Annotated in this window: 9 protein-coding genes and 5 tRNA genes; 4 read left to right on the plus strand and 10 right to left on the minus strand. The window is 38.0% G+C overall.

The genetic code is table 11. The annotated features are described in order from the left end of the window. Positions 1-88: 88 nt before the first annotated feature. The 5 genes from H5163_RS20365 to H5163_RS20385 all read right to left on the minus strand — a co-directional run bounded on the left by H5163_RS20365 (position 89) and on the right by H5163_RS20385 (position 710). Positions 89-165, minus strand: a tRNA-Pro gene (locus H5163_RS20365). A 70-nt stretch (positions 166-235) separates the two neighbouring features. Then, positions 236-312, minus strand: a tRNA-Pro gene (locus H5163_RS20370). 15 nt (positions 313-327) lie between these two features. Then, a tRNA-His gene (locus H5163_RS20375) sits at positions 328-403 on the minus strand. Positions 404-426: 23 nt separating this feature from the next. Continuing rightward, positions 427-503, minus strand: a tRNA-Arg gene (locus H5163_RS20380). 130 nt (positions 504-633) lie between these two features. Then, a tRNA-Pro gene (locus H5163_RS20385) sits at positions 634-710 on the minus strand. A gap of 348 nt (positions 711-1,058) precedes the next feature. Between H5163_RS20385 and folD the strand changes: the two genes are divergently transcribed. After that, the gene (gene folD, locus H5163_RS20390) at positions 1,059-1,913 is read left to right on the plus strand and encodes a bifunctional methylenetetrahydrofolate dehydrogenase/methenyltetrahydrofolate cyclohydrolase FolD (protein WP_145241470.1); all 855 of its coding nucleotides are present in this window, start codon (positions 1,059-1,061) and stop codon (positions 1,911-1,913) included. Between the two features lie 66 nt (positions 1,914-1,979). On the opposite strand, the gene H5163_RS20395 is transcribed toward folD, so the two are convergent. Continuing rightward, positions 1,980-2,870, minus strand: coding sequence for a DMT family transporter (locus tag H5163_RS20395; RefSeq protein ID WP_182735843.1), 891 nt, complete (start codon positions 2,868-2,870; stop codon positions 1,980-1,982). A gap of 183 nt (positions 2,871-3,053) precedes the next feature. Next, a complete protein-coding gene (gene cysS, locus H5163_RS20400) occupies positions 3,054-4,433 on the minus strand; it encodes a cysteine--tRNA ligase (protein ID WP_145241474.1) in 1,380 nt (459 codons plus the stop codon). Positions 4,434-4,583: 150 nt separating this feature from the next. Between cysS and H5163_RS20405 the strand changes: the two genes are divergently transcribed. From H5163_RS20405 to H5163_RS20415, 3 genes are all read left to right on the plus strand, one after another. Next, positions 4,584-5,075 (plus strand): peptidylprolyl isomerase, encoded by a 492-nt coding sequence (locus H5163_RS20405; protein WP_145241476.1) that lies wholly within the window; start codon positions 4,584-4,586, stop codon positions 5,073-5,075. Positions 5,076-5,164: 89 nt separating this feature from the next. Then, entirely contained in the window at positions 5,165-5,908 is a 744-nt protein-coding gene (locus tag H5163_RS20410) for a UDP-2,3-diacylglucosamine diphosphatase (RefSeq protein ID WP_182718149.1), read from the plus strand. A gap of 47 nt (positions 5,909-5,955) precedes the next feature. Further along, entirely contained in the window at positions 5,956-6,735 is a 780-nt protein-coding gene (locus H5163_RS20415; protein ID WP_182735844.1) for an ABC transporter substrate-binding protein, read from the plus strand. A gap of 48 nt (positions 6,736-6,783) precedes the next feature. Here the strand turns inward: H5163_RS20415 and H5163_RS20420 are convergent, their stop codons facing one another. The 3 genes from H5163_RS20420 to H5163_RS20430 form a co-directional block, all read right to left on the minus strand. Then, on the minus strand, positions 6,784-8,703 hold the full coding sequence (locus tag H5163_RS20420) for a sensor histidine kinase (RefSeq protein ID WP_182735845.1): 1,920 nt from the start codon (positions 8,701-8,703) through the stop codon (positions 6,784-6,786). Continuing rightward, a complete protein-coding gene (locus H5163_RS20425) occupies positions 8,696-10,921 on the minus strand; it encodes an EAL domain-containing protein (protein ID WP_182735846.1) in 2,226 nt (741 codons plus the stop codon). Before H5163_RS20425 ends, H5163_RS20420 begins: the two co-directional genes overlap by 8 nt. 198 nt (positions 10,922-11,119) lie before the next feature. Next, the gene (locus tag H5163_RS20430) at positions 11,120-11,890 is read right to left on the minus strand and encodes a tRNA isopentenyl-2-thiomethyl-A-37 hydroxylase MiaE (protein WP_182735847.1); all 771 of its coding nucleotides are present in this window, start codon (positions 11,888-11,890) and stop codon (positions 11,120-11,122) included. Positions 11,891-12,241 lie beyond the last annotated feature (351 nt).

Raw genomic sequence — 12,241 nt, forward strand, 5'->3', positions numbered from 1 at the left:
AGCTATCAGCTATCAGCTATCAAGAAGAGAATAAATGAAATTTTAAGTTAATAAATAATTTTTAGAATTTTTATAGATTTTAAGAAAGTGGTCGGCGATGCAGGATTTGAACCTGCGACCCCTTGGACCCAAACCAAGTGCGCTACCAAACTGCGCTAATCGCCGATATTGAAGTATTAAACCTCGTTTTCATTGAACACTCAAACTTTGTATTTGAGACCACTTTTTGAGAAAGTGGTCGGCGATGCAGGATTTGAACCTGCGACCCCTTGGACCCAAACCAAGTGCGCTACCAAACTGCGCTAATCGCCGATATTCTTTTTTAAATGGGGTGACTGATGGGGCTCGAACCCACGACAACCGGAATCACAATCCGGGGCTCTACCAACTGAGCTACAACCACCGCTATATTTACATGTTTTCAAATGGTGCACCCAGAAGGATTCGAACCTTCGACCGACGCCTTAGAAGGGCGTTGCTCTATCCAGCTGAGCTATGGGCGCATCGAAAACTTCATAGTTTACCAATAAGCCAATCTATTATAATAGAAAGTCGTCTGCTTTTCAGCATTTAACCTGTGACTGCATGGGACATACCCAAACCAATCATTACCATTCTTTATAATTGAGAAAGTGGTCGGCGATGCAGGATTTGAACCTGCGACCCCTTGGACCCAAACCAAGTGCGCTACCAAACTGCGCTAATCGCCGATGCTTACTATTGTTAGCGAGTGACCTCGTTGACAACGGGGTGCATAATAGTGATTTGACCGTGTCAGGTCAAACCTTTTTTTAAGAAAATAAATCAATCGGTCATTTTTAGTTCACAATGGTTAAATATTGTGAGGATCAGCTAAAATTTCAACTGTTTTATATAATTAGCGGGTATATCAGAAAAGCAACTTGGCGCATTAGCGCTTTTCTGCGAAAATAGTAAGCATATTAAAAACGAGTAATAAAGAACGTGTTCTTTATTAGCATTATATTACCCCTATTTCTGTATGCATTCGTTTTTAAAGTATCGGTATTAAGTTAACTAACCCCAATTAAAGGTCACCCATGACGGCAAACATCATCGATGGTAAGGCAATAGCTAAACAAGTACGCAGTGCAGTAGCACAAAGAGTAAGTGAACGTGTTGCAAACGGTTTGCGCGCACCTGGACTTGCAGTTGTACTTGTAGGGCAAGATCCTGCAAGCCAAGTTTATGTAGGTTCAAAACGTAAAGCCTGTGAAGAAGTTGGCTTTATTTCTAAATCATTTGATTTACCAGCAGATACAAACGAGCAAGCATTATTAGATTTAATTGATGAGCTCAATAACGATGCACAAGTTGATGGTATTTTAGTACAACTTCCTCTTCCCGCTGGTCTTGATGTTGAAAGAATCCTTGAACATATCACTCCACTCAAAGATGTTGACGGCTTTCATCCTTATAACATTGGCCGTTTAGCACAGCGTATGCCTGCTCTTCGCCCTTGTACGCCAAAAGGTATTATTACACTGCTTGATTCGACCGGTGTAAAATACAAAGGCATGCATGCAGTTGTTGTTGGCGCTTCAAATATTGTTGGTCGTCCTATGGCATTGGAACTATTACTTGCTGGTTGTACAACCACTGTGTGTCATAAATTTACGCAAGATTTAGAAACTCATGTACGCCGTGCTGATCTGTTAGTTGTTGCAGTTGGTAAACCTGAGTTTATTCCTGGGGATTGGGTTAAAGAAGGTGCAATTGTGATCGATGTAGGCATTAATCGTTTAGATAGCGGCAAATTAGTCGGTGACGTACAGTATGATATCGCTGAACAAAAAGCACATTTCATCACGCCAGTACCTGGCGGCGTTGGCCCAATGACAGTAGCAAGCTTGATTGAAAATACTCTTGAGGCCTGTGAAAAATACCATAGCTAATTAGCCTCTAACGTCGCATCAAGAATTAACAAGGGTTGCTGTTTAGCAACCCTTTGTTGTTATTTGTTAGACTATTTTAGCTGAGCGCTGGCGCCGTGTTAGCTTTAACAATTGCGGCAGCACAGAGAAGAAAATCATTAAAACCATTATCGTATATTGCCAAACTTGATAGTGCTCACTTAGTAATACAACGGCGCAAATAATACCTGCGATCGGATTAGCAATCGTACCAAAAGTAAACTCAACCACCGTCATGCGGCCAAGTAACCAAACATACAAGATATACGCAAGCGCTGTATTTGGCACAATTAACCAAAATAATGCAAGCCACTGTATTGAACTGACACCATTAGCAAGTACTTGATATTGTTGTGGATCAAAGTAAATAGCTTGAGTCATTGCTACTAATGATAACAATGATCCGCCAATGATCAGCTGCCATGTTAATACCGTCCACCAATGAGTATGGGTAGACATTTTTTGCACTAAAGTACTACCAACAACAATTGTTAACAACGCACCAATTAAAGCGAATACTCCTAAGGCATTAATCGTGACATGCTGGGGATCAAATAATCGCCAAGCCAAAATCACTAATATAAGTGCGCACACCGATTGCAAAAACGCTGGACGCTGCTTTTTAAAAACCCACGCATAAATCAACGCAACCACAGGCACAGAGACCATACCAACACCGGCAATTGCCGCTGGTAAATTAACCGCCATAATAAAAATAAAACTAAAAAACAGGGCAATATTAACCACAGCTAATAATACTAAACCGCGCCACTGTTTTGTTTTAGGCCATGATGGTTTAAGCACAAATAACAGTAAACCCGCAGGTAATGCTCGTAACGCGCCAAGTAATATTGGCGGCCAATCTGGGGTGGCATATTTAGTGACCGCATAGGTGGTGCCCCATAAAAAAGCAGGGATCATGGCAAGAAAAATATTCATTTCATTCCTTTCAAAATAACTAAGAAACGCAAAGGTAAAACCTAAGGTTAAGTTGAGGTCAAGCTAGAAAAAATAAAAAGGCTGCCAAATTGGCAACCCTTTGTAATACTTACTAATAAAATACTTACTAAAATATGTCTTATTTAGCAATGCCTATTTGACTGGCACTAGTAAGGTAATTAATTACGCTTTACGCCATGTAGTTTTACCTGCAGAGTCTTCCAGTATCACCCCAAGTGCATTTAAAGCATCACGCGCTTCATCAGCCGCAGCCCAATCTTTACTCGCGCGCGCTTCATTACGCTTAACTATTAACGCTTCTATTTGGGCAACTTCGTCATCTGCTTGGCCACCTTGTAAAAATGCCTCTGGTGCTTGTTGAGCAACCCCTAACACTTCCCCAAGACTGCGCAGTACAAATGCTAACTTACCCGCTTGCTCAGCATCAACGTCTTTTACACGGTTTAGCTCTTTGGCTAATTCAAATAACACCGGTAATGCTTCTGGTGTATTAAAGTCGTCATCCATTGCTTTTCTAAATTTAGCCACATGTTCATTTGTTGCTAAATCACAACTGATAGGCTCAACACCACGAAGTGCCGTATAAATACGCTCAAGCGACGAACGTGCTTGATCTAAGTTCTCTTGCGAGTAATTTAACTGGCTGCGGTAATGACCAGAAATTAAAAAATAACGAACCGATTCAGCATCATATTCTTTAAGTACATCACGAACAGTAAAGAAGTTGTCTAATGATTTTGACATCTTCTCTTTATTTACTTGTACCATACCCGTATGGATCCAGGTATTGACGTACTTGCCGTTATTTGCACAGCATGATTGCGCAATCTCATTTTCATGGTGTGGAAACTGTAAGTCTGAACCACCGCCATGAATATCAAAATGCTCACCTAAATGCTTTGAGCTCATTGCCGAACATTCAATATGCCAACCTGGACGACCTTCGCCCCACGGTGATATCCATGATGGTTCACCCGTTTTGGCTTTTTTCCATAACACAAAATCAAGTGGATCATCTTTATCTTGTGCTACTTCAACACGCGAACCGGCTTGTAGCATAGTTAAATCTTGCTGTGACAATGCACCGTATTGCTCAAACGTTGAGACGTCAAATAAAACATCGCCGTCGGCTGCAACATAGGCGTGGCCTTTAGTAACTAGTCGTTCAACCATTTCGATAATTTCGTCCATATGACCTGTGACTGTAGGTTCAATGTCTGGACGCAACATGTTTAGACTATCAAAATCTTCATGCATTGCTTTTGTCATACGCACAGTTAAGTCATTAATCGCTTCGCCATTTTCATTCGCACGCTTAATGATTTTGTCATCAACATCGGTGATATTGCGTACATACTTTAAATCATAACCAATGTGACGAAGATAACGTACGATCACGTCAAAGCTAACAAATGTGCGGGCATGACCAATGTGACAATAATCATAAATGGTGATACCACACACATACATGTCGATCTTGCCGTCGACCATAGGTTTAAATTGCTCTTTTTGACGCGTGAGTGTGTTGTATATATTTACCATTTATTTTAAGTCCTTGACTATTTACTTGAATCGCTATGTTAACACTTGAAAAGCCCCTGCTCTAGCGCTTTATCAATTGAATAAGCACTTTGTTAATCTTAGCTAACTAAGATAAAATAGCGGCAAATAAATCAGCTAATAGGAAACCACATGGTTGTTCTACACACAAATTTTGGTGATATCACCATTAACATGCTCAAAGAAGATGCGCCAAACACAGTTAAAAACTTTTTACAGTATGCTAACGCAGGCTTTTACGACGGCACTATTTTTCACCGTGTAATTGATGGTTTCATGGTACAAGGCGGTGGTTTTGAACCAGGTATGACACAAAAAGAAGTGCATGATCCTATTCAAAATGAAGCAAACAATGGCCTTTCTAATAAGATTGGTACACTTGCTATGGCACGTACTCCTGATCCACATTCAGCAACAGCACAGTTTTTCATTAACGTGAATAACAATGACTTCTTAAACTTCAGCAGCGAAACATCTCAAGGCTGGGGTTACTGTGTATTTGCTGAAGTTGTTGAAGGCATGGACGTAGTAGAAAAAATTAAAGCCGTTGCTACAGGTAGCACAGGCTTTCATCAAGACGTACCTCTTGATGACGTTATCATCACAAGCGTAACTGTAAACTAATAGTACGCTTACCCACGTAACGTGGCGTTTTAGCGGGTATCTATGCTATACGTATATGCCCGCTTTATTTATTTTTAAAAGACTTACCTATGACTCGCCAAACCTACTTTATTGCCGACCTCCATTTAAGTGAAAATCGCCCAGATATCAGTGCAGCTTTTTATCAGTTTTTAGATACGCATATTATTAATAAGGATGTAGACGCGCTATATATACTTGGTGACTTTTTTGAAGTATGGGTTGGTGATGACTATGTAACTGCACTCTCAACTGAAGTTGCAAAGCATTTAAAAGTAGTGAGTGATAACGGCACCCCAGTATATTTTGTGCATGGCAATCGTGATTTCATTATGCGCGATAAATACGCCAAACAAGCAGGAATGACTTTATTACCCGAACAGCTGGTAATTGACTTATATGGCACTCCCACTGTCATTTTGCATGGCGATGAAATGTGCACACAAGATATTGAATATCAAAAGTTTCGTAAAAAAGGCCGCAGTTGGTGGTGGCCAAGATTAATGCTTGCTATGCCACTTTGGTATCGTCGTAAAGTTGCGCAAAATGCCAGAGAAAAATCAAAGCAAAATCAAACCGGTAAAGCGCTTGAAATATTAGATGTTACTGAACAAGCGGTACTAGCAACATTTGCAAAACACCAAGTAAAACATATGATCCATGGCCATACCCATCGCCCTAATGTGCATCATTATGAAGTAGATAAGCAAACACTCACTCGCACAGTGCTGGGTGATTGGTATACTCAAGGCTCTTATTTAGTTGTTACCGCACAGACACAAGAACTAGTGAGTGAACCATTCGCACAAATATAAAATATTGTCTACGCTTACGATATTGATCGTTTTTAGTACTGGTCGTAATGCTTAAATTATTTTTCATACTTATTTGTTTATTTTACGCAGGCCATACATACAGCCAAGATAAATGGCTTTTTGTTACCGAGCCTTTTCCCCCGTATTTTTCAGAGCAACTGCCGCAACAAGGTTGGTTAGCTGATATTATTATTACTGCATTAGCAAGCCAAGATATTGAAGCTAGCATTGAGTTTACAACTTGGGCTCGTGCACTAAGATTACTTGAAAAAAATAAGCGAACAGCTCTTTTAGGGGCTTATTATAGCGCCGAGCGAGAAAAAACATTCCACTATTCACGACCATTAGCAAAGTCATTTACTGGATTATTTAAACGAAAAAGTAGCAAAATAAATTACGATGGCAGTTTAACGTCATTACAGCCATACAGCATAAGTAAAGGTAGTAATTATATAGTTAGCGAGGGTTTTAGTAGTGAACATAATTTAGCTGTTACAGCGACTAATGACTTGATCAGCAGCTTACGCGTGTTACAGCTTGGCCGCGTTGATTTAGTAGCTGGTACCAAAGAAGTCTGTGAGTACTGGTTAAACAATCATCCACAATTACAAACAGGACAGTCAATCGTATATATCCCTCCTCATTTAGCGTCCCACTACCTATATATTATTTTTTCCAAATCTGCTGTGCAAAGTAAGCAACAATTAATACAATTAGAAAACGGTTTCAACACCATTGTAAATAATGGTGAGGCCGCACAAGTTCTCCTACGCCATGGCTTTTCAGAAGCTAAGACTGAGCAATACCTACAATTTTTAAAACGTTAAAACACAAATGCTTATATGACTATCACTCCAAGCAACGAATTCTGCATCTTAAGATAGTTTGGGTATAGTAATAGTAAACTCAGTTTTAAAGCGCTCTGTAGAGTGTGGATTGGACTGTAATTTAATTTCCCCCTGCAAAATGTGTGTAACCCATTGGTGCACCATATATAAGCCAAGCCCAGTATTGCCAATACCACGAGCTGAGGTGTAAAAAGGCTCAAAGATGTACTGTTGAGACTCTGCTTTAATCCCAACACCGCTATCTGAAATGGTTAATTTAATGGATTGACTAGCAGCTTGTGCTATTTTTATCTCAATTTCACCGACTTGATTTTTGGCAAACCCGTGGGTTAGTGCGTTCATTATCAGGTTTTCTAGCACTTGGGAAATAATTCCTGGTCGGCTTTTTATATCTTGCTCAGTATCAACTAAGGTTTTCACTTTTACGTTTGAGTTTTTTAATCTTGAATTAAGGGAGATCAGTAAATCTTCAGTTATTTTTCTTATATTACATGTGATGACATCATCATTATGACGGTCTATCGCCATTTTTTTAAAACTTTTAACTAATACCGCTGCCTTATTTAAATTAATTTTAGCTAACCCTAAATTTTCCTCAATGCTCTGTGTGCTTTTATCTAATTGCGATTTAGTTAATCCGGTTTTTATCGCGTCACTCAACTTATTAATAACCACATTCGCGTTAGATACTGAGATAATAGCACCGCCAATGGGTGTATTCATCTCATGAGCAACCCCCGCCACCAACAACCCTAAAGACGATAGTTTTCGAGCTTCGAGTAAGCTTGTTTGTAATTGCTGCTGCTGCCTTATAGTTAAATCGAGCTGTTTGTTGACGCTATCTAACTCTACTTTTTCACGCTGTAGTTTATAAGATAAAGTAATTAGTTGCTGTTGGAATAAATATTCACGGTAACTAAAACCAAAACCGCAAATACATAAAACAACACTACACAGAGCAGCATATTGAAAAGCAGTCATTTTTGCATTATACAGCAGCTCTTTAGGGCTACCGATAAGTATAATAATCTCTTTATCTGAATCTGCGGTTCTTTGTGTTGATTCACGTAGTGAAACAATAGAGAATCGCATGAAAGTATATAAACTGTCATGAAAAATACGTGAGGTGCTTTGTACGTCATGTTCAATGATATGTTGCCAAAGCGCTGGAGAGTTATTTGCTAGCGAGTTATTAACTTGATTATACATAAACCCAAACTGTAATGCGGGATCCTTATTATACAACCAATAACCATCATGATTTAGAATATTTACTTGGGTGTTTTTTTCATCATATTGTCGAATATTACTAAATAAATAATCCAGATTAAAATTCACTACTAACAAGCCATCTATTAAATAATCACCACCTTGCGTTCTGTAAGTCACCCTAATTGTTGGCTCATGCGGGACAACAACTTTTCCACGCTCAATATTTAAATCAATTTCTGAAATAAATGTATTCGGTGGTGCAACTAACATCCCTTCTTTAAAATAATAACGATTTTGCTTATTTTGTAATTGTGATACCTCAACAATTTCGCTTTTTTTATTGCTGAAATTAATTCTATAACGTTCTTTACCACTGCGTTCAAGCCAACGTATTTGTGAGATATTGGTTGATACAGAGGCAAAATTTAAAAAATAATCATTTATGAGCTTGTCGCTTTGTTGAGCGCTCAATGTATTTAAACCTGTATTACTTTTTAATACTTGGCCATTTGCTAACAGCTGAGTGAGTTTTTTAATACTGCTTAGCTCTTTAGATAAATCAGTACTCACAAGCACTAGTTTTTCATCTTGGCGCTCTTTTATTATGGTTACTTTTGACTGATAAACTTGCTCGTACACCAGCCAGCCAATTAATATCGCAACAAATAAAATAAACAGCGACTTTATGAGTACGCCTTTTTTGTCGCTATAAAATGAGTTACTTTTTTTAGTCATTTACATTATCAAACTGTGCTAACCAGATCAGTAAATCATCATAAAATAGCGGTTTTGAAAAAAAGTAACCTTGGGCCATTTCACAACCAGCTTGTTTTAACCATTGCACCTCAAACTCGTTTTCAACACCCTCAGCTATAATTTTAAAATCAAATTGCTTTGCGAGACTAATGATCATTTTTATCATGTATTGATTATTTATATTATGCTCAAGGTTACTGACAAAGTAGCGATCAATTTTTATCGCATTCGACGGTATTTCATTTATATGCGCTAACGACGAGTAACCCGTACCAAAGTCATCAATACTTACTTTAATACCCAAGTCCATAAACCGTAATAAAGCCTCTTTAATGAAATTGTAATTACTGATCGCTTGCGTTTCTGTCACTTCAAGTTCCAGCATCGAGGGAGATACTTTATATTCCTCAATCCGACTTTTGATAGACTCAAAGTAAGAAGGCTCGATCAAGTCATAAGATGATGCGTTAAATGCAATGGGTAAGTTTATGCCACAGCTTTTTAGTTGATTAATAGTTTGTAGTATTTTTTCAAAAATAACATTATCAAGCTCATTAATTAAACCAGCGGTTTCAGCAAGCTCTATAAATTCTTCTGGATTTACAAAGCTGCCATCAGCCAACTGCCATCTAGCTAGCGCTTCAAAACCAATTGGTTTTAATGTTTTCAGGCACATTTTTGGCTGTAAAGCGACACGCAATTCTTTGATACTAATAGCCGTCCTAAGGCGCGCCATCAACTCATAACGCCTTGTTATTGCAACTGTCTTTTCATCAGTATGCAAAATAAACTTCGTTTGAGTTACTTGCATGTAATTTAAACTCGACTCTGCTAGGCTAATTACTTTTTCGGGAGTAATATTTGATGCGCAACTTAACTTTAACTCCAACACTCTTACGTCAATAAATTGCTTAACATTTTCAATTTCGTACTTTTGTTTATTATGAAAATGCGTAATATCATCGGCAATATCAAAATCAACATTGATGAGCATGCCAAAGCTACGATTACTAATAATCGCAATTCTGGGGTCATACATTGAAAAAACATCTACAATACTTTTATGAACGAGTTTTATGATTTTTTTACAAAAATCGTAACCAAAGGTAAAAGCTTTTTCATCAAACTGGTAAATATCAAAAATAATCAAACGCATTTTTGATTGCTCATATACGTTCATATTTTTAATTTCGCGAGTTAACCAGTTTCTATTCTGTAAATTTAATGAAACATCAGTATAGGCAAGCTCGGTTAATCTATTTAATAATGAAATATTAGCAAACCCGCTACTTACGTTTTCACTAAATACTTTTAATAAATATTCATTTTCTTCACTAATGGGGTTATCTGATTTTACCAGGGTAATATAGTGAGTGCCTTCAGCAATGGTTGCTTCAAAGAAAAATATACTATGCTGATTTGAAAAAACATGACGTTTTTCTTGAATAGCTAGCTGGAAGTCATCGTACATATCGGCCAGTAAATTGCTATCTACTTTTTGCCCTTTCATACCATTAAAGCAGCCGTTAGTAGTCAGAATTACAGCACCAGCATCTTTGTCTAGATTACTTGAGCAAAGGATGCCGCCTCCCTCTGATATTTTTAAAATATTACTTAGCTCTTGCAGCACCGCAGCAGAGTATGAGCCCATATCATGTTTGCTATTAATGCTCCTTGATGCATCTAGCACAAGTTGCAAACCTTGTTTAGCGGCTTTTATTTGCGAAATATATTGCCAAGTGCGCATATTACTATTAACGATTGATTCAAGCTTTTGTGCAGAAATGTCAGACTTATTCCAGTACTCATCAATATCGAGCATTTTCATCACATCGGTTTCAGGGGCGAAACCGGGCTGCCCTGTTAGTAACACGATACGCATTTCAGCGTTGCCAATCACTTCTCTGATGGTATTAACCAAACGCAGTCCGGAGTCATCTTCTTCCATAACCACATCGATAAAAACAAGTGCTATATCTGGGTGCATACTTAAAGCAAGCGCAGCTTCTGGTACTGAGTTGGCCGCTAATAACTCATATTTGTAGCCTTCTTTGGCCTTTAATTCTTTTAAGCTATTAATTAATGCGTGTTGATAATCGAGATCATCCTCAACAGTTAAAATTTTCCATACTTTAAGGTCGGTATTTACTAACTCTTCCTCAGCAGAAAATACAAATAATCCTTCTTTTTCATCCATATATACCCACCAAAATAATAATAGCAATGGCCTTTCATTTACAATGCATTGCAAAGCAATAAAATAACTGATAAATCAAAATTTAACTTGCTATAAATATTAGGTGAGAGTTTTTGATGTGTCTAATTTAAAAAACTTTTGATAATAAAGTATGTGCTACAGCATGATTTGAAAAGCTGCAGCAAATGTTGGTGTTAGTTAAGCGCTTTTATTTACCGGCGTACCACTGTGAAACTTAAAATCGTCATCCAAAGATGTAATTAGCTGCGCTTCAATTTCACCAAACTCTTTAACCCGCTCGGTAATATCAAAACCAGCAATTTCTTGGGCAAGAGTTAAATAGTCTTGATAGTGGCGTGCCTCAGAGCGCAATAACGAAATATAAAAATCACCTAAACGCTTATCTACATGGGGTGCAAGCGCAGCAAAACGTTCGCACGAACGAGCTTCGATGTAAGCACCGACTATAAGCTTATCTACGAGTGCATCTGGCTCAAAGGTTTTTACATGTCTTAGCATACCCTTAGCATAACGACACGGCGTAATACTTTGATACTCAACACCGTACTCATCCATGATCTCTAATACTTGATAAAAATGGTGCAGCTCTTCTTTGATCAACATCACCATTTTATCAACCAAATCTTGCCCATAAGCTGAATCAGATTTTGGGATCACTGCTTTAGTCAGTTTGTTTTTAGCCGCAAGATCGCGCCAATTCCCTTCACGCTTGTAAATCAGCGTTTCAAACGGCTTTAGCCACTCAAGCAAGGCATCGCTGCTTTGTTTATCCACGGCATATTTACGAATTAAAAACATCGCAGATTGCGCGGCTTTAAGCTCACAGATGAGATGATCAATTAAAATAACCGCTAGGTTTTCTTTTTTAGTGGCTTCATCAATCCACCCTAAAGGGGTTTCACAACGTAAAAATTGCTTAATCGGTTCTAAAAGTTTGCTATGTGGCACGAAGGGAGTTGCTCATTAGTATCTATCATTAAGAAAATGATTTTATCATGAAAAATGACTGATAATAAAACAAAGCTGGGGGTTTGATTAATTAAATAACCCGAACTCTAGTTAAATATATCCCCGCTGATTTTTTTGCTTTCGTCTCTCATTGGTGTTTCTTGACAAGACCCCATTACTGAACCATAACTTAATACAAGCTGTATAAAAATAAAACAGCGAACTAATACCAATCGACTTAAATATTTAACCATTCTAGCGAGCTAAATAAAGCGCTAACTGCGTTATAATTTTTTCAAGTAGAACAACTACATGTCAAAATTTACGCCTTGTTATCACTGTATTTATCTG

Origin of the sequence: Pseudoalteromonas sp. SG44-8 (genome assembly GCF_014164125.1) — a bacterium.
GTDB lineage: Bacteria > Pseudomonadota > Gammaproteobacteria > Enterobacterales > Alteromonadaceae > Pseudoalteromonas > Pseudoalteromonas rhizosphaerae.